The sequence below is a fragment of the Ensifer sp. SL37 genome (assembly GCF_026672675.1).
Taxonomy (GTDB): domain Bacteria; phylum Pseudomonadota; class Alphaproteobacteria; order Rhizobiales; family Rhizobiaceae; genus Ensifer; species Ensifer adhaerens.
On sequence record NZ_JAPPRN010000001.1, the window covers coordinates 393,181 to 417,899 of the forward strand.

The window sequence follows — 24,719 nt, forward strand, 5'->3', positions numbered from 1 at the left end:
GACCTTACCCGAACTTCTTGAGGCGTGCGGCCTTCTCGACCGGCAGGTCGAAGGCAATGGCAGAACCGGTTTCACGGGCTGCAAGTGCTGCATCCTCTTCCGCCTTGATGGCGCCGAGCGGCGTATCGAGCAGGTACTCGCGCGTGCTGCCGGAGAAAGAGGCTCCGCGCACGGTGCCTTGGAAAGGACCTGAACCAAGGGTCACCATGCGCGGACGCCACGCAAGCCCTGCCGTGTCAGGCGGCAGGGATCCGGAAAGATCGATCGGGCCGTTCTCGGCCTTCAGCTTGCCGCCCTCGACGGCAAAGATGTTTTCGAAACCGACGAAGTCGGCGACGAAGCGCGAGATCGGGCGGTTGTAGATATCCTCGGGCGTGCCGATCTGCTCGATCGCGCCGTTCAGCATGACGACGATGCGGTCCGCCAGCGACAGGGCCTCGCCCTGGTCGTGGGTGACGAAGATCATCGTGACGCCGGTTTCCTTCTGCACCCGCTGCAGTTCCGTGCGCATTTCGAGGCGCAGACGAGCGTCGAGGTTCGACAGCGGCTCGTCGAGCAGCAGCACCTTCGGCTCCATGACCATGGAACGCGCCAGCGCGACACGCTGCTGCTGGCCACCGGAGAGTTCGCCCGGCTTGCGGGCGGAAAACTTCGAAAGCCCGACCGACTTGAGACCGGCGGTCACCTTGCTCTCGATCTCGTTGGCCGGCAGCTTCTTCAGCCGCAGGCCGAAGGCGACGTTTTCGAACACGGTCAGGTGCGGAAACAGCGCATAGGACTGGAAGACCAGGCCGACCGAGCGCTTGTTGGCGGACACGCGGGTGATGTCGGCACCATCGAGCTTGATCGCGCCGGACGCGGGCGACAGCAGGCCGGCGATCGAGCGCATCGTCGTCGTCTTGCCGCAACCGGAGGGCCCAAGGAAGGCCACCAGTTCGCCCTTGCGGATCGAAAGGTCGAGGTCCTTCACCGCAACGGTATCGCCATAGGCGAGCGTCAGTTTTTCAAGGCTGAGGAAGGGGGCGTCAGACATAGCGAGAGAATCCCAGGAAGCGTTCGGCAAGGAAGACGATGCCGATGGACATGAAGGCGAGCAGCGCGGAGAGGGCGGCGACCGACGGATCGTAGGTGATCTCCATGTAGGAGAGCATGTCGATCGGCAGGGTGCGCACACCCGGACCGGAGAGGAAGAGCGATACCGGCACCTGGTTGAAGCTCGTGACGAAGCCGAGGATGAAGGCGGCGAGGATGCCGCTGCGGATGTTCGGCATCACCACGCGGAAGAAGGCGCCGGCGCGCGAGGAGCCGAGCAGCACAGCTGCCTCCTCGATATCGGAGCGCAGGTTGTTGAGGCTCGCCGAGACGACCCGGACCGCATAGGGCAGAACCAGCGCGGTGTGGGCGAGGAACAGCGTCAGCGTGATGTTGAGGCCAAAGGGCACGACGATGTAACGCAAGAGCGCCAGGCCGACGATGATACCGGGCACGATGATTGGCAGCGACACGATCGTGCGGATAGTTTCGCCAAAAGGCAGCTTGTAGCGCGAGAGGGCGTAGGAGGCGGGAACGCCGAGCACGAGAGCGGCCGCCGTTCCGCCGATCGCCAGCAGCATCGAGATCGCGAAACTTTCCTGGAAGCTCTCGACCGTGAACACCTTGGCGACCCACTTGAGCGAGAAGCCCTGTGGCGGGAAGGCCAGCGTCTCGCCGCCGGAGAGCGACGCGGCGACGATGATGAAGAACGGCCCGATCAGGAAGCCGATCACCAGGAAGAGGACGAGCGGAGTAAAGATACGAGGTGTCATCGCTTGTTCCTCGCGGTGGCAAGCCGTTTCAAAAGAAGATTGGCGGCAAAGCTCATGACGATCAGGATGAAGGCGATGACGCTGGCCGCGACGAAATCGTTGGCGACGGTGACGCGCTGATAGAGCAGCGTTTCGAGCATCAGCACCTTGGAGCCACCGAGGATCGCCGGTGTGATGTAGGCCGTGAGCGAGCCGGTGAAGACCAGCGTGCCGCCGATCACCAGGCCTTCCTTGGTCAGCGGCAGGATCACCTTGAAAAACACCTGGAACCAGTTGGCGCCGAGTACGCGGGCAGCCGGGATCGCATCCTTCGGCATGTTTTCAAGCGCGCTGATCAGCGACAGGATCATCAGCGGCAGGAAAAGCTGCAAGAGACCGATGAACACGGCGGTCTCGGTAAAGAGGAAGCGGATCGGCTCATCCGAGAGGCCGACAAGCTGGAGCGCCTGGTTGACGATGCCGGTGCGGCCGAGAATGACGATCCAGGCATAGGTGCGGGCAACCGACGAGATCATCAGCGGCAGCACGACAAGGCCGATCATCTGTCCCTTGTTGCGCGGCGTCAGATTGACGATCGCAAAGGCGGCGGCATAGCCGATGACCGCCGAAACGACGGTAACCATCAGGCCGAGCCGGAAGGTGCGCAGGAAGACGGTGCGGTTCAGCGGATCGGAAAAGAAGGTCGTATAGGCCGACAGCGACCAGCTGTCGGCGCTGCGAAAGCCTTCCGCCAGCAGGATCACCACCGGCGCCAGAAAGACGATCGCCGCAAAGACCGCTGCGGGCAGAGCGAGCGCCAGGGCTTCGGCGCGGTTCTGGAACATCCTTCTTCCTTTCAAGGCATTCCGGGGCGCGTCTCATCGCGCCCGTCGCATCAGGTCTCCACCGGCGATCACGATCCGCCGGTGGAGGTCGCAATGGCTTGGTCTTACTGGCCGACCTGGGCGTTCCACTCCGACAGCCACGCTTCGCGGTTGTCGAGGGCAACGGCCGACGGGATCAGCTTCAGATTCTTCACGGTCTCTTCGCCGTAGGTGAGGTTTTCGGCGATCTCAGGCGAAACCTTCACGTCCTTGTTGGCCGGGCTGTCGACCAGCTTTTCGGCAAGCGCGGTCTGGATTTCGGTCGAGAGCCAGAAGTCCATGAACTGAAGCGCCAGATCCTGGTTCTTGCTGCCCTTGGTCAGCACCATGACGTTCATGCCGCCGGTCTGGCCTTCCTTGGGCGTTGCCCACTTGATCGGCAGGCCGAGCTTGGTGAAACCTTCCCAGGAGAAGCGACCGATCGGAGCGGCCCAGATTTCTTCCTGCTGCATCAGCTGAACGAGCTGGGAGGACTTGACGTAGAAGGTGACGATATCGTCCTTCTTGGCGCCGACGGCGGCAATCGCTTCCTTGAGGTCAGGCGTGTTCTTGCCGATGGCTTCGCCGACCATGTAGAGCGCCGGCGGGCCCTGGTTGGTGGTGACGTTCGGGAAGGCGACGTGGCTGGCGTTCTTGTCGCTCAGAAGATCGGCCCAGGAGTTCACTTCCATCTTGTCCGAGCGATAGACGATCGAAGTGGCATAGAAGGTGTAGCCGACGCTCATGCCGTCGCCGTTCGGGTCCTTGGCAAGGTCGTAGAGCTTGTTGAAGTTCTGGAGCTTCGAGGTGTCGATCTTTTCGATGAGATCGGCGCGGGTGGCCGAAAGCGCGTCGGCCATCGAGACGACGGCCATGTCGACGACCGGGCTCGCCTTGTTGGCTTCCATCTTGGCGAGGCGCTCGACGCTGTTGCCGGTTTCGACGACGAGCTTGCAGCCGCACTTCTGTTCGAACGGGGTGTAGACCAGTTCCTTGAATGCGTCCTGGGCAAAGCCGTACACGGAAATGGTGAGCGTCTTTTCCTGAGCGGATGCGACAGGGGCGGTAACGAGCAAGAGCGCGCTCGAGGCAAGCAAGAACTTCTTCATGGCTGGTGTCCTCCTTCGGTGACGGATGTAGCTGCGGTGGCAGTGGTAAGAACGGGTTGAGACGCGGGCGGTGCCGCGGCCGATTGCCGGACGACCAGATGCATCGGCACCTTGGAGGTCGCCGCCGTAACCGGTGCGCCGATCGCCGGATCGGACGGGTCGCGCTCGCTGATCGCCTTCACGAGCGCTGCGACGGCGATCGCCGCGATCTCGGTCATGTCCATGCGCGCGGTCGTCAGCGCCGGCGTGATGACCGGCGACCAGATCAGGTCGTCGAAACCGGTGACGCTCGCCTTTTCCGGCACGTTGATGCCGGCGCGCTGCAATTCCGTGAGCGCCCGCAGCGCATGGAGATCGGAGATGCAAGCAAAGGCCGTGTAGCCTTCCGCCACCTTGTCGGCGAGGCCGAGCGGACAGCCCTTGCCGGCCGCCTTTTCCAACGGCTCGATCCAGAGCGTATCGGCATGGGTGCCCTCGCCGAAGACCGAGCGAATACCGCCGGCGCGGTCGTTCTGCACGTTCGAGGCGGGATTGTTGCCGATGATCATCACGCGGCGGTGGCCGAGAGCCTTAAGGTGTTCGCCAATCTGCCGGCCGCCACCCCAATGGTCGGCGGCGACCGTGTTGCCCGGCGTCGAGGGCGTATCGATGACGGCGACCGGACAGCCGACATCGGCAATGCGCGTGCCGCGCCTGGGCACGATCACCAGGCCATCAACGTCGCGATCGATCAGGCGCTCGATCGCCTTGGTCTGGGTCGAGACGTCGCCGCGCGAGTCGGCGATCAGCACGCCATAGCCCGAGGACGAAGCCGCAAGCTCGATTGCCTGGGCGATCTGCGGGAAGAGCGGATTGGCGATATCGGGAAGCACGAGGCCGAGAACACCGGTGCGGCCGGTGCGCAGCGCCCTGCCCGCCTGGCTCGGCACATAGCCGAGCTCGGCAGCGGTCGCGCGGATCTTTTCCACCATCTCGGCGGAGACGCGCCCCTTGCCCGAGAGCGCGTTTGAAACCGTCGCCGCGGAGACGCCCAGCGTTCTGGCAATCCTCGTCAGTTTTGGTCCGGAACGCGCCAAATCAGTGGTTTCCGCTATCGCGTGATTAAACGATTAATCAGCCGATATATCAGAATCTTCCGACTGTCGAATCCTTTTGTCGACTCGTTGCATTTTGCAATTTTCGAGGGAAAAGATTTGCGAACAACAATCGATTTCCGCTTGGCGCCTGGCGTTCACAATCAGCGGAAGGAGTTCACGTCAATTCCTCAAGCGCCAACGGGCCGTCCAAAGTCTGCCTGATATATCTCCGCCGACACCGAGCGATGAAAAGCGAAACACGCATCTGCCCAACCGCCGCAATCGCGGGTACAAATTTCAACTTCGCCTGACAAAAGAAATCAATTTTCCCACTAAATTACTAGGGAATAAGTATGATGCACGGCAATCGTCCGATGGCTAGAATTCGGGCGGCGGTGCGATCCGCACAACAGGCATAAGCAGGAGTTTGGGACATGACTGGCACTATCATCGGCTTTGGCAAGACCGCGGGGCAAACCCGCCGGGCGCGCGGCGCAACCTTGGCAGCCACCACGCTGGCGCTGGCTCTTTCGTCGAGCACGGCCGTTCTTGCCGAGGACGCGAAATTCGATCCCAATGCCTCGATCACCATCGGCTCGCTCTATGAGCCGCAGAACCTCGACAACACCGCCGGCGCCGGCCAGGGCATCAACGAAGCCTTCAACGGCAATGTCTATGAAGCGCTGTTCACGCTGACCGATGCCGGCGACGTTCAGCCGGGTCTCGTGGCCGAGCAGAGCGTCAGCGACGATGGCCTCACCTACACTTTCAAGCTTCGCCCCGGCGTCACCTTCCACTCCGGCGATCCGCTGACGGCGACAGACGTCAAGTACAGCATCGAACGCGTGACGGCAGAGCAATCCAAGAGCTCGCGCAAGAAGAGCCTTGCAACCATCAGCGCCATCGAGGCGCCCGATGACCAGACGGTGGTGGTCAAGCTGTCTGCCCGCTCGATCTCGCTGCCCTACAATCTGAGCTATGTCTGGATCGTCAACGATGCGGCCAAGGACCTGAACGCCAGCGAAGATGGCACGGGCCCCTACCGCCTCGACGAATGGCGCCGCGGCTCGTCGCTGGCCCTGATCCGCAACGACAAATACTGGGGGACCGCGCCGACCAATGGCGAAGTCGTCTTCCAGTACTTCACCGACGCGACCGCGCTCAACAATGCGCTCCTGACCGGCGCCGTCGACATCATCACCAGCGTCCAGAGCCCGGACTCGATCGCCCAGTTCAAGGACAATCCTGACTTCACCGTCACCGCCGGCCAGTCGACGACCAAGGAACTGCTCGCCTTCAACGACCGCGTCGCCCCCTTCGACAACGTCAAGGTCCGCAAAGCGATCGCCCGCGTCATCGACGACAAGAAGCTGCTGACGTCGATCTGGGGCGAATACGGCACGCTGATCGGCTCCTTCGTTCCGCCGACGGACCCCTGGTACGTGGACCTCACCGCCGTCGATGCCTATGACGTCGAGAGCGCCAAGGCGCTGCTGAAGGAAGCGGGCTTTGCCGATGGCTTCACCTTCAAGCTCGACACGCCGAACTACGACCCTCATCCGATCGTCGCCCAGTTCATCCAGAGCGAACTCGCCAAGGTCAACATCAAGGTCGAGATCAACGTGATCACCGCCAACGAGTGGTACACGAAGGTCTACAAAGCACATGACTTCCAGGCGACTTTGCAGGAGCACGTCAATCACCGCGACATCGTCTTCTACGGCAATCCAGACTTCTACTGGGGCTACAACAATCCCAAAGTCGTCGACCTGATCAAAGCGTCGGAGGCAGCGGCCAACACCGACGAGCAGACCGCCAAGCTCAAGGAAGCCAACACGATCATCGCCGAGGATGCCGCCAGCAACTGGCTCTACCTCTACCCGCAGATCGTCGTCTCGAGCTCGGCCGTCACCGGTTATCCCGTGAACGGCCTGAACTCGCAGTTCTTCGCCTTCGGCATCAAGAAGAGCGAGCAGTAAGCGGCATCGCCATCCGGCGCGCATCCGCGCCGGATGCGTAAACGACAGCCCCTGGATCCGTTCCGGGGGCTGATTGCGTTTCGCGCCGATTCGTCCGGGCACCTCTCAGGCCTTCCACAGGCACTCCCAAAGACGAGAGACGCTCTAGCCTCCCTCTTCTTTTTGGTGCAAAAGCCAGCTCTCTGATCACGGATCCCGTGAGAAGAAAGGAATGCAGCCATTCTCACCTATCTCGTCCGCCGCTTTGCCATTCTGCTTCTGTCGCTGCTGATCGCAGCGGTGGTGCTGTTCGTGCTGTTGCGCCTTTTGCCGGGCGACCCCGCCAATGCGCTTCTCTCGGTCGGCGCCGATGCCGTGCAGATCGAGAAGGCCCGTGAACAGGTCGGCTCGAACCTGCCGCTCTGGCAGCAGTTTCTGCGCTTTGCCGGCAGCCTCGCCCGCTTCGATCTCGGCACGTCCTTCGTCAGCGGCAAGCCGGTGATCGAGGAGATCGCCGCGCGGTTGACGGTCACCGTGCCGTTGGCGCTGATGGGTTTTGTGCTCGCTATCCTGATCGCCGTTCCGCTCGGCATCCTCTCGGCCGTCAAGGCCGATCGCTGGTATGGCGGACTGATCTCGACAGTTTCGCAGCTCGGCATCGCCATCCCCGTCTTCTGGGTCGGCATTCTGCTGGTCACGCTGTTCGCCGTCACCTTCCGGCTGTTCCCTTCGGGCGGCTTTCCCCGCCGCGGCTGGCAGAATGAGGGGCAGGTGCTCTATGCGCTCGCCCTGCCCGTCATGACGATCGGCCTCGTCATGGGCGCGTCACTGCTGCGCTATGTGCGCTCGGCGACGCAGGACGTTCTCGGTAGCGATTACTTGCGAACGGCGCGCGCCCTCGGCGCCAGCTTCCCCGAAGCGCTCATTCGCCACGGCATCCGCAATGGCGCCGTGCCGATCGTTTCCATCCTCGGCATCGAGCTTGCGACGACCTTGCTCGGCGCGGTCGTCGTCGAGCGCGTCTTCGCGCTGCCAGGCCTTGGCTCGATGCTGCTGCTTGCGATCGAGCAGCGCGACTATCCGAACGTTCAGGGCGTGCTGTTCATCTCCACCCTGCTGGTGCTGCTGATCGGCTTTGCCGCCGACCTCACCCAACGGCTGATCGATCCACGCCTGCGCGAACGGGCCGTCGGAGGCAACGCATGACCTCGATCGGTACATCCGTTTCTGCGCCGAAACGCCGGCGCTCGCTGGCGCTTACCGTCGGCCTTGCGCTCGTCGGCCTCAACGTCGCCGTTGCGGTACTGACGCTCTTCTGGACGCCCTATGATCCATTGAACGCCTCAGGCGGACGACTGGAAGCGCCGTCGCTTTTGCACTGGCTCGGCACTGACCGCTTGGGCCGCGACCTGCTTACCCAGCTGATGATCGGCGCCCGCACAGCGCTGCTGGTCGGCACGGGTGCGGTTGTGATCGGGGCTGCGATCGGCGTCAGCCTCGGCGTTCTCGCAGCCTTCGCCACGCGCCTTGCCGACGACGTGATGGCCGCGACGCTCGATATCCTGATCGCCTTTCCGACCCTGCTGCTTGCCATGCTGGTGGTGGCGGCAAGCGACAGCGCCAGTCTCTGGTCGGCGATCCTGGCACTCGGGCTTGCCATCTCGGCGATCGTCGCGCGGCTGACCCGCATCCTTGCCAAGCGGGTGCTGCGGCAGGATTACATCGTCGCCTCGCGCACATCGGGAACCTCCTGGGCCGGAGTCGTCTTCCGCCATGTGCTTCCCAACATCTGGCCGACACTCTCGGTCAACTTCGCCCTGCAGTTCGGCCTGGCCGTTATCGCCGAGGCGTCGCTCTCCTATCTCGGGCTCGGTGCGCCGCCCCCGAACGCCTCCTGGGGACGGCTACTGCAGGAAGCGCAAGGGACCGTCTATACGGCGCCGATCGGCGCGATCGCGCCGGGCATCGCCCTCGTCGCACTCGTCATCGGCATGAACCTCCTAGCCGACGGCCTGCGCGATATCGCCGATCCGACACGGGGGAGATCGCGATGACGCTTCTCGACATCAAGGGTCTCGACATCCGCGCCGGCGACAAGCCGCTGGTCTCTGACCTTTCCCTCTCAATCCGGCCCGGCGAACGCATCGGCCTGATCGGTGAGTCCGGTTCCGGCAAATCGATGACGGCAATGGCAGCGACCGGCCTGCTGCCGCCGTCGATCACTGTCGCCGGCTCGATCACGCTCGACGGGCAACAGGTGGTCGGCGCCACAGATCGGGTGATGAACCGGCTGCGCGGCGTGGCCGCAGCGGTCGTCTTCCAGGAGCCGCTGACCGCGCTCGATCCGCTGATGAAGATTGGCCGACAGATCGCCGAGCCCGTTCGCCGGCGTCTGGAACGGGACGGCGGCAAGGCAACGAAGGAGGCGGTCCAACGCGAAGTCCGCGACCTCATCGACAAGGTGGCGTTGCCGCAGCCCGACCGCATCATCAATTCCTACCCGCACGAAGTGTCCGGCGGCCAGCGCCAGCGCGTCGCCATCGCCATGGCGCTCGCCTGCCGCCCGAAGCTCCTGATTGCCGACGAGCCGACGACCGCGCTCGACGTCACGACGCAGGCGGAGATCCTGAAGCTGCTGGACCAGCTGGTGCGCGAGACCGGCATGGCGCTTCTGTTCATCAGCCACGACCTGCCCGTGGTTGCCCAGGTGGTGGAGCGCGTCCTCGTGCTGAAGAACGGTATCGCTGTCGAGGAGGGACTGGTCGGCTCGGTCTTCGGCAAGCCGCAGCACGACTATACCAGGACGCTGGTCGAGGCCGCCCGTCTCTTCGACGAAGCGCTGGGAGCAACCGGATCATGATGCTCGATCTTCAAAACGTCAGCTTCGGCTATTCCCGCCAGCAGACCACCCTCGACAACGTCTCGATATCGGTGCGACCGGGAGTGAGCGTCGGTCTCGTCGGCGAATCCGGATCGGGCAAGACGACGCTGCTGCGACTGATGCTCGGGCTCATTCGCCCGACCAGCGGTAGCATTCGCTTCGGCGAGGAGATCCTCGACACCGGCAGCAGCGCCTTGATGCAGCGCTATCGTCGTGCCGTGCAGCCGGTTTTCCAGGACCCCTATTCCTCTCTCGACCCGCGCCAGCGAGTGATCGACATTATCGGCGAGCCGCTGCGGTCGCTGCGGATCCCGGGTGACCGGACGCAGGCGGTCACCGCGGCGCTCGAAGCGGTCGGGCTTCCTGCCGATGCACTCCACCGCTACCCGCACGAGTTTTCCGGCGGCCAGCGCCAGCGCATTGCCATTGCCCGCGCCATCGTCGCGCGACCGCAGATCGTACTCGCCGACGAGGCGGTCAGCGCGCTCGACCTTTCCACCCGCATCCGCATCGTCGAGCTGTTCAAGACACTCGCCGAGAAGCTGACGCTGGTTTTCGTCTCGCACGATCTCGGCGTCGTCGCGGCCCTCTGCGAGGAGATGGTCATTCTGGAGCGCGGCAAGGTGGTCGAGAGCGGCAAGACCCGCGACATTTTGGCCGCCCCGAAGCACCCATACACACAGCGTCTTCTTGCCAGCATTCCGCGCATGCCCGCCTGACAGGGGATTGGCGCGGATATCGCATCTTCAGCCGAATCCACCTTTATCCCCAAAGGCTTGGTGATTCGCGCGCGCATTGATCCAAGACAACCGCTGAGACGCCCCGTTGAGCATAGTGCCGTCGGCCGCAGAATCCCTGCCGCCAACGCCCTGACCGGCGATGTTCAACTTCTTCTGGGGGTCCGGAAAATCATGCCTACTCGCGCCATTCTGCCATCTGCCGTCCTTTTCGCCGCGCTTGCGGCGCCGCTCGCGCTCGCGACGGCGGCAGATCTCTCCGAGTCGGGCGCGGTCGCGGCACCGGAAATGCCTCTCGCAAGCGAGCCAGGCCCGTGGATGATCCGCGGCCGCGCACTGGCTGTCCTGCCTGACGACAAGGGCACGCTCTATCTCAACGGCAGCGCGCTCGACGGCGAAAAGGTCGGCGTCAGCAATTCCGTGGTGCCGGAACTCGACATCACCTATTTCTTCACCGACAACATCGCCGCCGAACTGATCCTCGGCACGACGCCACACACGGCACGCGGCAGCGGCTCGATCGCCGGCCTCGGCGAGATCGGCAAGGCCTGGCTGCTGCCACCGACGCTCACGCTACAGTACCACTTCAACGTCACCGACGAGATCAAGCCCTATGTCGGCGCAGGCGTGAACTACACGATGTTCTACAACGAGAGGCCCCGCGGCGATTTCTCCAGCTTCAACCTGAAGAACACCTTTGGCGTGGCGCTGCAGGCGGGCGTCGACATCAAGCTCGACGACCACTGGGGCCTGAACTTCGACGTGAAGAAGCTGTTCCTGGAACCGGAGGTCAACGCCACCCTGCCCGGCGCCGGTGCTGTCAGCGGCAAGGTCAAGCTCGATCCGTGGCTGATCGGCACCGGTATCAGCTACCGGTTCTGATGGCCCCAAACGAAACGGCTTGCGGCGCCCTCTTAAAGGCGCCGCACCCTGTAGAGCCCGACCTTAGACGTGGTGGGCCGTGACGGCTCTGGCGAGTTCGCCCGACAATTGCTGGCTGCCCGCATGGGAGACGTCCCCCAGCGACAGCATACCGACCATGCGCTTGTCCTGGTCGATCACCGGCAGACGCCGCACCTGCTTGGCCTCCATCAGATGAACGGCATGTTCGATCGTCTCGTCCGTGCGGCAATAGACGATATCCCTCGTCATCACGTCCCGCGCCGTCATCGACGCCGGGTCCCGCCCGTTGGCAAAGGCGCGCAAGGCAATGTCGCGGTCCGTGACCATGCCGATCAGGCGGTCGTTTTCGCCGACCGGCAGCGCACCGATGTCCTCGTCGCGCATGATACGCGCGATTGTCTTCAGATCGGTTTCGGGAGAGATCCAGCGAGCGCCGGGATGCATGGCTTCCGATATTCTCATCTCAACCTCCTGTACGTGAAAGGGGCGGAGCATAGACTGACATCGTGGCCATTCATTGATCCAGCGATGTGCCGCGCCACTCCTTACCGCAATTCGAGGAGGAAATAGGTGGTTGGGCCGAAGGGCCCATTGTTGGAGAGCCGGAAGGCGACGTCGCCCGTGCCTTGCGCTACCGGCGCATGCACCTTGCCGTCGAGGCCCACGGGCGAAACGCTCCAGTTCTTTGCGGTTCGCGCCAACGTCAGATCGACATAGCCTTCACGCAGCCGAACCGGCAGCCGCCCAAAGTCCTCGATCACCTTCTCCTCGGTGTCGCGAAACGCCATGCCGGTGTTTTGTGCATCGGTCGCAAAGATCAGCAGTAGGTGCCGGCCCCTTGCGAGCCCTCCATCCGCATCGAGCGCCGAGAGCGCAACGAGCCCATTGCCATCGGCCCGCTCGACCCTGAGCAGGCCGAGATCGATCGGCTCTCGCAGCGTCGAGAAGGCGGCTGCCTCCGTTTTGTCGGTGACGACGCGCAATTGTCCGGCAAAGCGGTTCAACAGGATCTCGCCGGTGCTGCTCTGGTAAATGCCGGTATCGATGCTGGTACCGTTTTCATCAGAAAGCGCGCCGCTTTGGCGCAGGCTGCCGAGTATCCCTTCGCTGTCTTGCTGGCGCGGTTGCTTCACCGCCGGCACATCGCCGAGCCGGTTCAGTTCAAGACCGATCCGCCCGACCAACGCCAGGTCCGTCAGGCGTTCCGGTTCGCGGGCCTGCATGTCGTCGGAAAGATCCTCCTCACCACGTACCGCAAACGGGACGGTGACGGCTGAGGTCGCCACGTCGCCGCGCCGGTAGAGAAGCGCCGACAGCGTCTCGCCGGCGCGCGCGACGGGATCGAGCGCGATGGCATAAGGCAGCATCGCCTTCTTGTGCGGGAACGGCTCGCCGTAGGAAAGAACGATCGGGCCATGGCCATGTCGGCAAAGCGCGTCCCAGCCTTGCAGCGCCGCATAGGCCGGCATCGCCAGCCCGGCCTCGTAGCGGTAGCGGTTCCAGAACAGATGATCATATTCGCTGACGAGGAACGGCCGGTCGAGCCAGCGCGTTGCCGCGATCATGCGGATATAATTAACACCGTCGGCGATCGAGCTGACCTGCGTCGTCTTGCTTCCCGGGGCGTAGCCGCTGACCCAGTCGTGATATGTATTCATGGTTACGGCTTCGAGGCCGCGGCGGCTGAGCGACGCCTGCACCGTCGGCCAGTTGTTGTAGTTGCTGATCAAGCCGCGGTAGCCGAGCCTGCGGAGCACCTCGCTCATGCGCGCGGTCGTGGCCTCTTCCGTCTCGGTGAAGAAGGCCTGCAGGTCGCGCAGCCGCGGAGCAGGGACGTAGCGGTCCGCCGGCAGCGCCACGGATCTCGCCTCGATCGTCTCGTCCGGGCGGAGGTCAGGCCACGCCTTGGCAAGCGCCTCGGTCGATCCGTAGCGTTTGGCGAGCCACACGTTGAACGGCTTGGCAAGCTGCGGATCATAGGGCGGCTTGCCCGGCCGATCGTGCACGACGGTGTCGAACTCCATGCCGTTCTCGTTGGCGAGAATGACGACCGCGAGCGCATCGTCGCGGATTGGCGCCACGCCCGTGTAGGGGTTCACGCGCCCGAGGATCATCTCCTGCATGCGCTTCCAGTGGTCGAACGCCCGCTCGTCGACAAACAGCTCGAGCTTGAGGTTACCGCCATCGTCCCAGCGATCGTCAAAACCGCCATAAACGCCGCGCAGCGACGAGAGGCCGTCCATCATCCAGTAGATGCCGTTCTTCTTCAGCGCCGCCAGCAGGTAGTGGACACGGTCGAGCGTCTCGGGGTCGAAATCGAAGTCGCGGTCCCGGCCGAACATCAGGCTGCCATCAACGAAATGCAGCCGGGCGAGATTGTAGCCGCGCATCGCCAGCTGTCGGGCGTAGCGGTCAGCCGTTTCGTGATCTGGAAACCCGCCGGAGGCTGGGCTCCAGGCAAGCGATGCGCAGAGCATGCGCTCCGGCTTGTCCGGCGACTTCGCGAAGGCAAGCCGCCCGCCGGCACCGGCGACCAGGCGGTGATCCGCATCGATCGTGCCGTTCGGCAGGAAAGACGAAAAATCGAGAGGGCTGCCAGCCTCGAACTCGAGGGAAATTTCCCGCACGGCAAGCCACTGGTCCGATGCCTGCGCCGGCGAGCAGACAGCAGCAAGCGCTGCCGCGGCTACCAGCAATGGCCGCCGCATCATGCCGGGGCCCCGAGCAGCTTGCTTTCGATCGGCGCGTCAGGCTTTCGGCGCGCCCGGAAGAAGCCGACCGGCAGCGCCGCTGCATGGAAGAACCAGGCGACGACGGTATAAAGCCCCATGCTGAAACCGCCTTTGCGCAGGCTCATCAGCCCGACCACGCCGGCAAGGATCGCAAGAACGATGCCGAGCGCAAGGAGTTTATCGGGCACGAACAGCAGGATCGCAAGCGACGACGCCCACCAGAGATAGACCAGCGCCCAAAGCTTGAGCTCCGGCAGCTCTCTGACGAGCTGGAGGAAATAGGGCTGGCCGAGCGAGGCGCGCAGCAGTTCTCCGATGCCGAACAGATACTTGCTCTTCCAGCGGCGCACGAGCAGGCGATAGGAATTGTCAGTGTGGCCGAAATGCTGGACGAAGCGTCGGTCGAGGCGATGCAGCTTAAAGCCGGCACTTCTGAGCCGGATGCCGAGGTCGAACTCCTCATAGCCGTGCAGATTACGGTCCGACAGGTAACCGACCGCCTCGATCGCCGCCCGGCGATAGAGGCCGCCCCCATTCATGCGGTCGATCGCGCCGATCCGGTTTTCTGGTGAATTGCGTGTGACCCGGCGGGAGAATTCGAGGTTTGAGGTCAGCATCTCCTGGACATGGCCGGTGACACCAGCCACTTCGGGGTCTTCGGCGAGGAACGCTTCCGCCACTTCGAGGAAATCGTCGTCCAGCAACATGTCGCCGTCGAGCAGGCAGATATGCGCGTGGCGCGAGTATTGGAAGCCGAGTTGCGGGCCGATGCCGCAGCTCGGAAGTGCCGGCGGGCTGATCTGTGCGATCACGACCGGATAGCGCGAGGCGATCTCCACCGTCCTGTCCCTGGAGCCGCTATCGGCGACGATGACCTCGCCGCCAACGGTTTCGAGCGCCTTCAGCGCGCTTTCAATGGTCGCGGCGATGTGCTTTTCTTCGTTCAGCGTCTTGATGATGACGGATACTGCCACGCGATCCCCCAGTCTCGACGGAGCGCAGGCCTGCTCCGGTTGCCGCCGATCTTATCGGCGATATTTTGCGTTTTGGTTTACCGCCCCAGCAGTCGCAGCAGCGGCAAGCGAAAGCGATGAAGGAACCAGCCGCCAAAGACGCCGCAGGCGCCGCCAAGAAGCTTGACCATCACATCCGTCACGCGTGCGTGGCGATCGGCCGAGACCATCTGCAGCAGCTCGAAGCCGATGGCCGTCGCAAAGACCAGAACCAGCACGAGCCCCAGCCGCCTCGGATAGGCGATCGCGAACAGCAGGCCCAGCAGGCCGAAGGCACCGAACCGTTCGAGATGGACCAGGTGCCCGATGCGGGGCCGCAGGTCGAGCGGCGACATCGTCGAATAGGCGATCACGGCAAAGAGGATCCATGCGAAGAGGCTGGCGGCGCGTTTGATAGTCATTGTCGGCTTGTCTTCCAGGAGGCGTGCGAGGCACGGCAATCATCGAACGATCGGCGACGGCGCCTGCGCGTTCATCGCGTTGCGGGGGCGCGGCCGCATTTTTGAGGTGAGCGGTGCGTGGTGAACGCACGGGGCAAGCTCCGGCCGGCGACACGGCGGACGCGAACGTCCGGCTACTTCGCCAGCAACGCGCTATACACCGCCGCGGTCCTTTGTGCCACATTTGTCCAGCTATAGGCGGCTTCCGCGTGCGCCGCACGCTCGCGCACCTCCTCGTCGCTGAGCGGGGCTGCGAGTTTTTCCACGATACCGGACGCCAACGCGTCGATGTCGCCCAACGGGAAATATTCGTCGGGCGCCAGTTCCATCTCCTGATTGGCGACGATATCGCTTGCAAGCACCGGCAGCCCGTAGGCCATCGCCTCAAGCAGCGCAATGGGCATGCCTTCGTGGCTGGACGGCAGAACGAAAAGGGCGGCATTGTCGAAGAGTTCCGCCAGCCTGTCGCCTGTCTGAAAGCCGGTGAGCACGACGCCCGGCACGTCGCGCGCAAGCGCCCTCACCTCCTTGACGTAGGGCGTTTCGAATTCAGCGCCGCCGGCAAGAACGAGCTTCATATCGGCCAAGTCGCACTTGGCAAAAGCGCGGATGAGATCAAGCTGTCGCTTTTCCGGAACCAGCCGGGCAGCGAGCAGGATATAGCGCCGCCGTTCCAGGCCGAACTCCGCGAGAATGCCGGCCTCGCCGGTCGGCGGAGTGACCTGGACGCCGTTCGGGACCAGCGTCATGGAGACATGGTGCCGGGCATGCATCGTCTCGGCGATGTCCTTCGAGATCGCCACGCGTCCGTTCGAGAACCGCATGCCGAGGCGCTCTCCGAGCTTCAGCGTGCGCCTGGCGAAACCGCCCCATTTCTGCCGGTCATAGTCGTAGCCATGGTGGGTCACCACGACCTTGAGCCCAAGCATGCGCGCAAGCGGCGTCATCAGCGCGGGGCCGATGGCATGAATGTGCAGGACATCCGGGCGCCGCCAGGCGGCGAGCCAGACACCGAGGAAGGTATGTACAATGGCTTCCAACGCCATCCGGCGCGGTGCCCAGAGAGGGACGACGTCGACGCCGTTCCAGGCGTAGGCGTTACGATCCTCCAGATAGCGACGACGTCCGACCACCTCGACGTCCCAGCCGTATCCGAGCAGCTTGCTCGCCAGCATTTCGACGTGTTTCTCGACGCCGCCCTGAACGTTGGGGATGCCGCGCAAGCCCAGCATCATCACGCGCTTGCGCTCGCCGCGCGCGGCCAGCGCGCCGCTCTGAACGGGGTGGCCATGCTGCCGGCCTGCGAGCGCCGCGCTATGCCGAGGCAACCGGCCGGCTCCGTCCGACAGTCCGGTCTGCACCATCTCCTGCGCAATCACCGGCTGTTGCTGGCGATGACTTCGCGAAACATCAGGCTTTCTGCTCATGTGTCGCCTCGAAGGTTGCCCGTTCCGTTTACTAGGGCGATATACTTAATCATCGCCAAGATATTTCATTCACCCCTTATATAAATGACCGAAAACCATAGGGCGAGCCCAGGTTACTACAAATTGTATCGTAACGTTAATGCCGGACGAGATCAGACCGCTCCCAGCCTGGAGTAGAGGTCGACCGTTCTTTCACGATAGGCGGCCGCGGAGAACTCACTGGCGATCCAGTGTCGGCCCGAAGCACCCATCGCAGCGCGTTCGGCAACTGGCAGACCGGCCATCGTCGAGAGCACGCGGGCGAGATCATCGGCGTCGCCCGAAATCGCGGTCATGCCCGTCTCACCCTCGCGGATCATTTCAGGAATGCCGCCGATCGAGGCGCCGATTACCGGTCGCCCCAAAGCATAGGCTTCAAGCACGCTGATCGGCGCGTTCTCGTACCATTCGGAAGGCAGAACCAGCGCCCAGGATTCTCCGATCAGACGATGCAGGGACTGGCCTGAGAGATAGCCGGCAAAGGTCACGTCGGCGCCGGTTTGCGCAACCAACTGGCGCAGCATCGCTTCCTCGGGGCCGGTTCCGGCGATCACCAGCCGTTGGCCTGATGTGGCCGCCGCGCGGATCAGCGTCGCCAACCCCTTCTCCGGGGCCAGGCGTCCGGCAAAGACGAAATAGTCGCCCTCGACCCAGTCGGCCGAATAGACGCCGACATCGACGAAGTTCGGGATATGGACCATCTGTTCGCGCGGCCAGCCCCACTCGACCAGCTTCTCGACATAGAATTTGCTCGGCACGACGATGCGGTCCACCTTGTTGCGGTAGAGACCGAGCGCACGGTGGACCATGGTTTCAGCGAGCACGACCGCGCTCAGCGTCGTCTCCCCCTTGATGCAGCGATGACGCAAGACGTTGTAGATATGCCCGCCGCGACAGTCCTCGCAGACGGCACCGTCACGCAGCATCTTGTAGGAGGGACATGCGAGCTTCAGATCGTGGGCGGTCATGACGACCGGAATGCCGGCCGCCTTCAGCGTCGAGAAGATCGCGGGCGAAAGATGATGGTAGACGTTGTGCGCATGGGCGACGGAGGGCCGCGCGCGCTCGATCAGCCGGCTGACGTTCTTCTGCGCTTCGCGCGAGTAGATGACGCTCGCCGCCTGCACCACCTTGCGCAGGAGGTTGGTACGCCGACCATACTCGATCTCGGAGACGAAATACTCGGACCATGGCGAGGCTTCGTTATCCTCGTGCTGCATGGCGAAGGGCACCACGTCCCAGCCGATGTCCGAGAACATCTTCATGTGGTCGAAAAAGACCGCCTCCGCGCCGCCACGGCGATAGAAGTAATTGTTGATGGCGAGCAGCCTGTTGCCGCCGTTTCCCTGCCGCGACATGCGTCCTCCTACCAGCCGAGCCTGTCGAGCGCCTGCTCGACCGGCAACACGACACAGCCCTTCTCAACCGCGTAGCGAACCAGGTTCTCGAAGGTCTCGGGCGTGCAGCCATAGGGCGTCGGGCGCGGGGCGATGTCGTGGGTGAAAAACACGAGCCAGCCAGGCCGATCGACGACATCTTCGATCCAGCCCGTGAGCGCCTGCGCGTCCGTCTCCGGCTGCCGGATCTCGACGGCCTTCAGCATCAGCGGATCGACGGCCGTGCGGTTGATGCCCTCGCCGGCCGCGCGGCAGGTGCGGTAGCGGCGCGCCAACTCCCGGCGCGCCAGCGGCCAGGCGGCGTTGTAGGGAAAGGCAAAGTTGGTCGCGGCCGGGCCGACGCCGCTTTGCCTGAGATAGGCGGCATTGCGGTCGAGATCCCGGGCAAGCCCACTTCCGCCCAAACGCCTGATCTTGCTATGGGAAAAGGTGTGGCAGCCGACCTCGTGACCCCGGTGGGCGAGATCCGCGCAGCCCTCGGGCGAGATCAGGGTACGATCGGTTTCGACGCGCCCCGCAAGCCCCCCGGCGATGTAGAACGTGCCGCGCACGCCGTGACGTTCGAGAATAGCGGCGCCATTGTGAAGTGCTGTGTCCGGCACGTCGTCGAAGGTGAAGGACACGAGCGGCGCGTCGGTTATGACATCACGGGGTTTCGACGCGAGACGCCAGATAAGCCGGTTGGCGACGCGGTCGACAAGGCCGTCGACCCTCGACAGAGCCTGTGAAAAACTAGGCATGCGCCACCATCCTTTGTGCAAGCGGGCGTGGTTCGGTTGCAAGCGCTGCCGAGGACTGCAGGCGCAAACCGCAAATCGCGAAAAGCAAGGTAAACCACAGCACATTCGGACCATCGAAGAAGAAGGCCTCAAGGCTGGCGCTGTAGATCGAATAGAGCCAGATCCGCAGGAACAGCCGCGTGAGGTCGCTGTGCTGCCGGGCCGGCGGAATGCGCGAGATATGATAGAGCGGGAGCACCACCAGCCAAAGCAGCGTGAGGATCAACCCCGGAATGCCGATGACGAGAAGCGTCTCGAGATACGAATTGTGCGCATGGGCCGCACGAACCGCCCAGGTCTCGATGCCACCGCCGCTGAACACCACTTCCTCGGTCTGCCAGAAGGCCTTGAAGCCTCGCCCGATAAACGGCTGTTCGGCGATCACCGAAAAGGCGAAGCGCCAGACATCGGCCCGGTTCGTGAAGGTCGCGTCGATGCCGAGCGACGAGACGAATTCGCCGAGCGGTCGGAAGACGGCCGACCCGACGGCGAAAAGGTTGAACAGGGCCACGCCGCCGATCGCGATCGGGATGCGCAGCAAGCGCACATGTTCGAAGAGCCACGCCAGAAGCAGAATGCCCGGCAACATCGCCGTCGAGGTCTTTCCTCCCGTATGGATGAGGAAGAAGAAGGCCAGACTAACGATGGTCAGGCCGACAAGCTTCGACCACCGGCGCAGGACGTACAGGCCGAGAAACGAGGCAAGCACCATGGCGACCGCCGCTTCGTTCTTGTGACGGAAATGGCCGCGCCACAGCCCTGCATGCATCGGCTCCAGCACTTCGTTGGCCTGGTGAATGGACAGAAGCGGTTTGAACAGGACGCCGTAATAGGCAACCGCGAGCATGACGAGCGTCGAGACCGCCAGCATCTTGGCGAAGTGCCGCTCGTTGGCCGGCAGCAGCAGATAGACGTTGGCGTTGACCGCAACCATCGTCGTCAGGATGATCGCCTTGATGCCGTTGGCCGGATGAGCGGAGACCAGGCAGGCAAAGAGCACCCACAAAAGCAGGATCGCAAGCAGCACCCGCGGCTGCATAAGCCCACGCCGCATCGGATGCAGCACACCGTAGCAGGAGGCGCCCGCAAACAGCAGCAGTGCCACGATCTGGTTCAGCCGGCTGGAATTGTCGCCGCCCGGTTCCAGCAGACTTTCCTTGGTCAGGTCGACGAAGGAATGAAAGGGGATCCAGTAGTAGATGGAAATGGCCAGGAACAGGAAGGTCCCGACGCGGACCCTCAAGGTTTCTGCAGAATTGGCCGGGCTGCCGCTGAGATCGGGCACGATGGCCGCCCTCTCACGGCGCCAGGGGCTGCGGACGACGGATGTATCTCCACAGACCGAGGGCAAGCGCGAGGGATATGCCGAGAATAGTCCCCAGGAAACCGCCGCCGGCGACCAGAACCACGGTGCGCGGCGGCCAGCTGCGCGCATTCGGCGGCAAGGCGCGCGAGATCACGCGAACATTAGTCGTGTCGATCTGCTGGCGTTCGGTGATCTGCTGGGCGCGCGCCAGGTGGGTCTCATAGATGGCAGCCTTGGCGCGCGCGTCCCTTTCGAGGTCTCGCAGCTGCACCTGGGCTTCGTTGTCGGAGAACACGTTCGACTTCTCGTCGCTCGCCTTGGCGCGCAAGGCCGAAAAGGCCTGCTGCTCCCGGTCCATGTCCGCCTTGGCGCGATCGAGGATGCGGCGCGCCTCGTCGGCCATGGCCGATTCCAGGTTCGCACGCTCCGAGCGCGCATTGACGAGGCGGGGATGGCGCTCCCCATAGGTGCGCTGCATGGAGGCGATCTGCTGCTGCAGCACGTTATACTGCTCTCGCAGGTTCGTCATGTTGACGGATTCAAACTCGGATGCACTTGCGGTCCGCCCCTGTGTTATCGCGTCGTTCATCTGCCGGTAGCGGGTATCGGCCTGGATGAAGCGCTGTTGGGCGTCGAGAACCTGGGTGTTGAGTTCGTTCGAAAGCTGATTGCTCACGAGCTGACCGTCATTGGTCGACTGCAGCCCGTTCTTGCGGCGGAAATCCTCGACCGCGCGTTCGGATTCGGTGACGTTGTGGCGCAACTCGTCGAGCCGGGCGTTGAGGCTCTGCGCGACGCGACCGGCGCTCTCGGCGGCGGACTGAAACAGCTCCTGCTCGAAAGCCGCGACGATCGCATCCGACAGCGTCACCGCTTTCGCAGGCTCTTCGCTCCAGACCTTCATCACCACCACGAAGGACCGCTCTTCGCGCCGGGCTTCCACCCGCTCCGACAAGGCCCGCATGGCAGCAAGCTCGTTTCCGGCCTGCTGCTCCGCCTTCGTCGAGAAGAGGTTCTTCAGCGAACTGAAGGCCGAGGGCTTCACGAATTCCGGGTCCTCGGTGAGGCGCATCTGGGTGATCACCCGCGACAGCACATTGCGCGACGTCAGGATACGCAGCTTGCTTTCCACTTCCAGCAACTGCGCATCGCGCTGCGGATTGGTGGTGAAGACGTCATCGCTGACGACATTGAGGTTGGACGGATCGACGACGATATCGGTGTAGACCGTATAGCGGGGCGTCGCCGTCATCGCATAGGCGAGCGCGGCCCCCACGCACAGGACGAGCGCCAGCACTATCCAGATGAGCCCGTCGCGCAACCAGCCGATGATATCGTCGACGCCGATCCGGCTGAGGCCGCTCAACCCGGGAAAATAGCTGTCGCGACGCGCGCCGGCCGCACTGGACACGGGCGGTACCAAGTCAGCCGGATGGGGCGAGGCTTTCGGAACATCTCTGGATTGATGCTGGACTTCGGCAGGCCGGTCTGTTGCCGAACCGTCAGCGCCAGACTTCGCTTCGTGAAGGTCTGACGAGAGCAGATCGAGCAGCGAGCCTCTTTCGACCGGTGCACGCTGCTCGCGTGCCGGTTGGCTGGCCCCCTGTTTTCCGGCCTCGTCCGGCCTATACATAAGCATCCCTCACGCACGCCCATCAAGACGCGAAGATCGTGACCCCGCGAGCCGCCTTCTAGCGCAGAATTAAGGTTGTACGGTGAATATTCCGTTAAACGGCAGGATTGCCGCTTAACCCGTCGCTTCAGAAGTCGGTCAACAACCGGCTCCAGCTCTCCGATGCCAGACCGCCCACATAGATATCGTTGCGCTGGGCCGCGTCTTTCAGATCCGCATGCCGCGTCACCATGCAGAAATAGCCGCGATGGTGGAAGGACAGCCATCTCTGGCGCGAGATCGCATTCATGAGGAACGGCTGCGAGCTGCCGACGGCGAGCGCGTAACCCTCGGCGTCAAGCGCATGGAACATCTGTGCGGTGACGGCGAACTCACGGCCGGCCTCGCAGACGACGTTGAGCACCGTTGCCCGCTCGCCGGCCTTGCCGAAGTAGAGATAAGCGCCGATGACGCGCCCGCTTTCATCCCGGACCTCGCGGCAGAGAAGCTCGCCGAGCGGCGTGTTCAGTCGCGCGACCGTCACCAGCCAGTCGAATTCGCTGCGCGACCAGACCGGCCTGACGGAAAATCGCTGCAGCATGGGTTCTGCGAGATCGACGAAGGCAGCAGGATCAATGGCGTGCGTCGTGCAGCCGGCCACCGGATCGGGTTTCGTGCGCGGGCGGCGGCGGCGCAAAAGCCGGTCCGCAAGCGCAAGCGGCTTGGAAAGTATCGGGGATCTGAGCAGGCGCACTTGCCTGCCAACCGTTAGCCCCCAGGCTCTGAACGGACGGAAGGAGCGGCGCCAGTCGAGGCTCTGGATCGGCAGCACGACGCCACCGCCAGCGACCCAGTGATCGGCGCTGACCGGAGACGAGTTGTCGGAAAAACACATGTCTTGCCGTGTCGCCCGCATGGCGCGCGCCAGGCAGGCGGCGCCGACCGCACCGGCCTTGCCCTCGGACATGAAGGCGCAGAGAAGTTTCGCCACCGTTCGGCGGCCGTTGACCGTGAACTCCATGGGAATCGCTAGAATGGCGCTGCCGATGCCGCCGGTCCCGTCGTCGTAGACGATGCTGCCGTGTTCCGGCGCATAAAGCGGGCTGCCGAAGAAGATGGTCTCGACATAGTTCTGAAGCTCCGCGCTCGCCTCTTGCTCCCGCTTGCGAAAGATCCGGGTGAACATGCTGCTGACGGCTGGGATATCCCGGGGTTCCATGGCGCGCACGTTGCCCATCCGGGGCATTTCCCGTCCGGACGACCGTGCGGCCTGGATCTTCCCGAGCTCAACCTCCATGCACCACCCCCGTCGACAGGGAGGCCGCGCCGGCCTGTTCCCGATCGCGCCGCACGAAGCGCAGGAAGACCGCCCATGAGACGATCACCATCGCGGTCTCGATCACGTAGAAGGAAATGAACGTGCCTGTCGGCGGTGCGTACCAGGTCGCCCAGGCGGTGAGTGCCGCACCAAGCACGCTGCCAAGGCCCATGACCGAAGCGCGCGCCGGATGGTGGCCGGACGCACCAAGGGCCTCCATCGCCACCGACCACATGGCGAGCGGCACCACAACCCAGCACAGGATGCGAACGAAGGAAACGAGGGAGACGTAGTCCTTGCCGAAGAGATAGGGCAGCACCGGCGCCAGCACGAAAACGGCAACGGCCGCGGCAATGCTGATCGAGGTGGCCGCGAACAGCACTTTGCGCACGCGCTCGAAGGCGTGGTGCAGGCCGGCTGCCGTTGCCTTTGCCGAACCCGGATAGATCAGCCGGTTCAAGGCCTCAACCGACAGATAGCTGCTCTCCAGCATGCGCCGCGCGACGCTGTAGCTGGACATGACCTCGGCGCTCGCCACGAGGCTCAGGACCAGAAGGTCGGCGTTCTGCCGGACGGCGCGCAGGATGAACGGGATGCTGAAATAGAGACCGAGCGGCAGCTCTTCCCGCACGATGCCATAGGTCGGGCGTCCCAACCCCTTGACCGCCCGCCAGCAGCCGAGGGCCACGATTACATGGCATACGAACTGCCATACAGCCCAGGAGGCCACCGTCGCGACCCCGAAGGCGATGCAGGCGAGCGCTGCAGCTATGGTGCGCGCCAGGGCGAAACCGACGACCACCTTGTTGGCCGAGGCAAAATTCGAATGCGCAAGAAAGATCTGCTCCGCCAGCACGATGACCCGCACGAAGATGATGTTGGTCACGAGCATCAAGGTGATCACCGCGACATTGGCCGCGGGATCGGGCGAAAGCGTGAAGAAGAACGGCAACACCGCTGCGCCGAGCAACACCAGCAGCACGCCACTGATCGAGGTCAGAATGATGTTGTGGCCGAGCATCTGCGGGTACATGCCCCGGTCGCGCGCGACACGGCGCACCAGGCACTCCATCGCGCCGAGACCACAAAGGTGAACCGCGATGTTGGCAACGGCCGTGATTGCGACGAAGACACTGAATTCATGCACGCCGAGAAAGCGCGCGAGGATCGCAAAGGTCAGAAGCTGCGCAGCCGAGCCAATGACAAGGCTGCCGCCGGATGCAGCATAGGATATGATCATCGAGAGGAACGGTTTGTGCGCGCGTTCCTTCACACCTTCCGAAGCCATTCCGATCTGCCCTTGATCTCAACCCGTCATTGTTGCGCGCAAAAAGCGTTCAATGAC

22 protein-coding genes are annotated in these 24,719 nt (G+C 63.6%); 6 read left to right on the forward strand and 16 right to left on the reverse strand.

Annotated elements, in window-relative coordinates; genetic code table 11:
- Positions 1-4: 4 nt before the first annotated feature.
- From OVA00_RS01865 to OVA00_RS01885, 5 genes are all read right to left on the reverse strand, one after another.
- Positions 5-1,033 (reverse strand): ABC transporter ATP-binding protein, encoded by a 1,029-nt coding sequence (locus tag OVA00_RS01865; protein ID WP_060521736.1) that lies wholly within the window; start codon positions 1,031-1,033, stop codon positions 5-7.
- Positions 1,026-1,805 carry an ABC transporter permease gene (locus OVA00_RS01870; protein WP_060586135.1) on the reverse strand — a complete coding sequence of 260 codons (780 nt, stop codon included), beginning with the start codon at positions 1,803-1,805 and terminating at the stop codon, positions 1,026-1,028. The genes OVA00_RS01865 and OVA00_RS01870 overlap by 8 nt, the downstream gene beginning before the upstream one ends.
- Positions 1,802-2,629 carry an ABC transporter permease gene (locus OVA00_RS01875; RefSeq protein ID WP_060586133.1) on the reverse strand — a complete coding sequence of 276 codons (828 nt, stop codon included), beginning with the start codon at positions 2,627-2,629 and terminating at the stop codon, positions 1,802-1,804. Before OVA00_RS01875 ends, OVA00_RS01870 begins: the two co-directional genes overlap by 4 nt.
- Positions 2,630-2,733: 104 nt before the next feature.
- Positions 2,734-3,756 carry an ABC transporter substrate-binding protein gene (locus tag OVA00_RS01880; protein ID WP_060586131.1) on the reverse strand — a complete coding sequence of 341 codons (1,023 nt, stop codon included), beginning with the start codon at positions 3,754-3,756 and terminating at the stop codon, positions 2,734-2,736.
- Positions 3,753-4,832 carry a LacI family DNA-binding transcriptional regulator gene (locus OVA00_RS01885; RefSeq protein ID WP_060601508.1) on the reverse strand — a complete coding sequence of 360 codons (1,080 nt, stop codon included), beginning with the start codon at positions 4,830-4,832 and terminating at the stop codon, positions 3,753-3,755. Before OVA00_RS01885 ends, OVA00_RS01880 begins: the two co-directional genes overlap by 4 nt.
- Before the next feature lie 434 nt (positions 4,833-5,266).
- Here OVA00_RS01885 and OVA00_RS01890 point away from each other — a divergent pair, with 434 nt between their 5' ends.
- The 6 genes from OVA00_RS01890 (at position 5,267) to OVA00_RS01915 (ending at position 11,290) form a co-directional block, all read left to right on the forward strand.
- On the forward strand, positions 5,267-6,811 hold the full coding sequence (locus OVA00_RS01890) for an ABC transporter substrate-binding protein (protein WP_268087764.1): 1,545 nt from the start codon (positions 5,267-5,269) through the stop codon (positions 6,809-6,811).
- A gap of 219 nt (positions 6,812-7,030) precedes the next feature.
- Entirely contained in the window at positions 7,031-7,996 is a 966-nt protein-coding gene (locus tag OVA00_RS01895) for an ABC transporter permease (protein WP_090295980.1), read from the forward strand.
- The gene (locus tag OVA00_RS01900) at positions 7,993-8,844 is read left to right on the forward strand and encodes an ABC transporter permease (RefSeq protein ID WP_060521747.1); all 852 of its coding nucleotides are present in this window, start codon (positions 7,993-7,995) and stop codon (positions 8,842-8,844) included. The genes OVA00_RS01895 and OVA00_RS01900 overlap by 4 nt, the downstream gene beginning before the upstream one ends.
- The gene (locus OVA00_RS01905; protein WP_268087766.1) at positions 8,841-9,650 is read left to right on the forward strand and encodes an ATP-binding cassette domain-containing protein; all 810 of its coding nucleotides are present in this window, start codon (positions 8,841-8,843) and stop codon (positions 9,648-9,650) included. Before OVA00_RS01900 ends, OVA00_RS01905 begins: the two co-directional genes overlap by 4 nt.
- Positions 9,644-10,390, forward strand: a complete 747-nt coding sequence (locus OVA00_RS01910) for an ABC transporter ATP-binding protein (protein WP_268088495.1) — start codon at positions 9,644-9,646, stop codon at positions 10,388-10,390. The genes OVA00_RS01905 and OVA00_RS01910 overlap by 7 nt, the downstream gene beginning before the upstream one ends.
- Before the next feature lie 192 nt (positions 10,391-10,582).
- On the forward strand, positions 10,583-11,290 hold the full coding sequence (locus OVA00_RS01915) for an OmpW/AlkL family protein (RefSeq protein WP_268087768.1): 708 nt from the start codon (positions 10,583-10,585) through the stop codon (positions 11,288-11,290).
- Between the two features lie 63 nt (positions 11,291-11,353).
- Here the strand turns inward: OVA00_RS01915 and OVA00_RS01920 are convergent, their stop codons facing one another.
- The 11 genes from OVA00_RS01920 to OVA00_RS01970 all read right to left on the reverse strand — a co-directional run bounded on the left by OVA00_RS01920 (position 11,354) and on the right by OVA00_RS01970 (position 24,662).
- Positions 11,354-11,773 carry a CBS domain-containing protein gene (locus tag OVA00_RS01920; protein ID WP_034799235.1) on the reverse strand — a complete coding sequence of 140 codons (420 nt, stop codon included), beginning with the start codon at positions 11,771-11,773 and terminating at the stop codon, positions 11,354-11,356.
- Between the two features lie 83 nt (positions 11,774-11,856).
- On the reverse strand, positions 11,857-14,019 hold the full coding sequence (locus OVA00_RS01925; protein WP_192445403.1) for a glycoside hydrolase: 2,163 nt from the start codon (positions 14,017-14,019) through the stop codon (positions 11,857-11,859).
- Positions 14,019-15,017, reverse strand: coding sequence for a glycosyltransferase (locus OVA00_RS01930; RefSeq protein WP_268087769.1), 999 nt, complete (start codon positions 15,015-15,017; stop codon positions 14,019-14,021). The genes OVA00_RS01925 and OVA00_RS01930 overlap by 1 nt, the downstream gene beginning before the upstream one ends.
- 77 nt (positions 15,018-15,094) lie before the next feature.
- A complete protein-coding gene (locus OVA00_RS01935) occupies positions 15,095-15,457 on the reverse strand; it encodes a VanZ family protein (RefSeq protein WP_034799228.1) in 363 nt (120 codons plus the stop codon).
- 173 nt (positions 15,458-15,630) lie between these two features.
- Positions 15,631-16,731, reverse strand: coding sequence for a glycosyltransferase family 4 protein (locus OVA00_RS01940; protein ID WP_244497290.1), 1,101 nt, complete (start codon positions 16,729-16,731; stop codon positions 15,631-15,633).
- A gap of 344 nt (positions 16,732-17,075) precedes the next feature.
- Positions 17,076-18,320, reverse strand: coding sequence for a glycosyltransferase family 4 protein (locus OVA00_RS01945; RefSeq protein WP_268087771.1), 1,245 nt, complete (start codon positions 18,318-18,320; stop codon positions 17,076-17,078).
- A gap of 8 nt (positions 18,321-18,328) precedes the next feature.
- Positions 18,329-19,099 carry a polysaccharide deacetylase family protein gene (locus OVA00_RS01950; protein WP_268087773.1) on the reverse strand — a complete coding sequence of 257 codons (771 nt, stop codon included), beginning with the start codon at positions 19,097-19,099 and terminating at the stop codon, positions 18,329-18,331.
- Entirely contained in the window at positions 19,092-20,423 is a 1,332-nt protein-coding gene (locus OVA00_RS01955) for an O-antigen ligase family protein (protein WP_034799223.1), read from the reverse strand. Before OVA00_RS01955 ends, OVA00_RS01950 begins: the two co-directional genes overlap by 8 nt.
- Positions 20,424-20,436: 13 nt before the next feature.
- Complete coding sequence (locus OVA00_RS01960; RefSeq protein WP_060530256.1) at positions 20,437-22,077, reverse strand: GumC family protein; 1,641 nt, start codon at positions 22,075-22,077, stop codon at positions 20,437-20,439.
- Between the two features lie 127 nt (positions 22,078-22,204).
- Complete coding sequence (locus OVA00_RS01965; RefSeq protein ID WP_246812741.1) at positions 22,205-23,302, reverse strand: GNAT family N-acetyltransferase; 1,098 nt, start codon at positions 23,300-23,302, stop codon at positions 22,205-22,207.
- Positions 23,303-23,342: 40 nt separating this feature from the next.
- Entirely contained in the window at positions 23,343-24,662 is a 1,320-nt protein-coding gene (locus OVA00_RS01970; RefSeq protein WP_089043724.1) for a lipopolysaccharide biosynthesis protein, read from the reverse strand.
- Positions 24,663-24,719 lie beyond the last annotated feature (57 nt).

Coding starts and splice junctions, on each gene's coding strand:
- OVA00_RS01865 (WP_060521736.1), bottom strand. CDS start 1,033: ATGTCTGACGCCCCCTTCCTCAGCCTTGAAAAACTGACGCTCGCCTAT.
- OVA00_RS01870 (WP_060586135.1), bottom strand. CDS start 1,805: ATGACACCTCGTATCTTTACTCCGCTCGTCCTCTTCCTGGTGATCGGC.
- OVA00_RS01875 (WP_060586133.1), bottom strand. CDS start 2,629: ATGTTCCAGAACCGCGCCGAAGCCCTGGCGCTCGCTCTGCCCGCAGCG.
- OVA00_RS01880 (WP_060586131.1), bottom strand. CDS start 3,756: ATGAAGAAGTTCTTGCTTGCCTCGAGCGCGCTCTTGCTCGTTACCGCC.
- OVA00_RS01890 (WP_268087764.1), top strand. CDS start 5,267: ATGACTGGCACTATCATCGGCTTTGGCAAGACCGCGGGGCAAACCCGC.
- OVA00_RS01900 (WP_060521747.1), top strand. CDS start 7,993: ATGACCTCGATCGGTACATCCGTTTCTGCGCCGAAACGCCGGCGCTCG.
- OVA00_RS01905 (WP_268087766.1), top strand. CDS start 8,841: ATGACGCTTCTCGACATCAAGGGTCTCGACATCCGCGCCGGCGACAAG.
- OVA00_RS01915 (WP_268087768.1), top strand. CDS start 10,583: ATGCCTACTCGCGCCATTCTGCCATCTGCCGTCCTTTTCGCCGCGCTT.
- OVA00_RS01920 (WP_034799235.1), bottom strand. CDS start 11,773: ATGAGAATATCGGAAGCCATGCATCCCGGCGCTCGCTGGATCTCTCCC.
- OVA00_RS01925 (WP_192445403.1), bottom strand. CDS start 14,019: ATGCGGCGGCCATTGCTGGTAGCCGCGGCAGCGCTTGCTGCTGTCTGC.
- OVA00_RS01935 (WP_034799228.1), bottom strand. CDS start 15,457: ATGACTATCAAACGCGCCGCCAGCCTCTTCGCATGGATCCTCTTTGCC.
- OVA00_RS01940 (WP_244497290.1), bottom strand. CDS start 16,731: ATGATGCTGGGCTTGCGCGGCATCCCCAACGTTCAGGGCGGCGTCGAG.
- OVA00_RS01945 (WP_268087771.1), bottom strand. CDS start 18,320: ATGTCGCGGCAGGGAAACGGCGGCAACAGGCTGCTCGCCATCAACAAT.
- OVA00_RS01950 (WP_268087773.1), bottom strand. CDS start 19,099: ATGCCTAGTTTTTCACAGGCTCTGTCGAGGGTCGACGGCCTTGTCGAC.
- OVA00_RS01960 (WP_060530256.1), bottom strand. CDS start 22,077: ATGTATAGGCCGGACGAGGCCGGAAAACAGGGGGCCAGCCAACCGGCA.
- OVA00_RS01965 (WP_246812741.1), bottom strand. CDS start 23,302: ATGCCCCGGATGGGCAACGTGCGCGCCATGGAACCCCGGGATATCCCA.
- OVA00_RS01970 (WP_089043724.1), bottom strand. CDS start 24,662: ATGGCTTCGGAAGGTGTGAAGGAACGCGCGCACAAACCGTTCCTCTCG.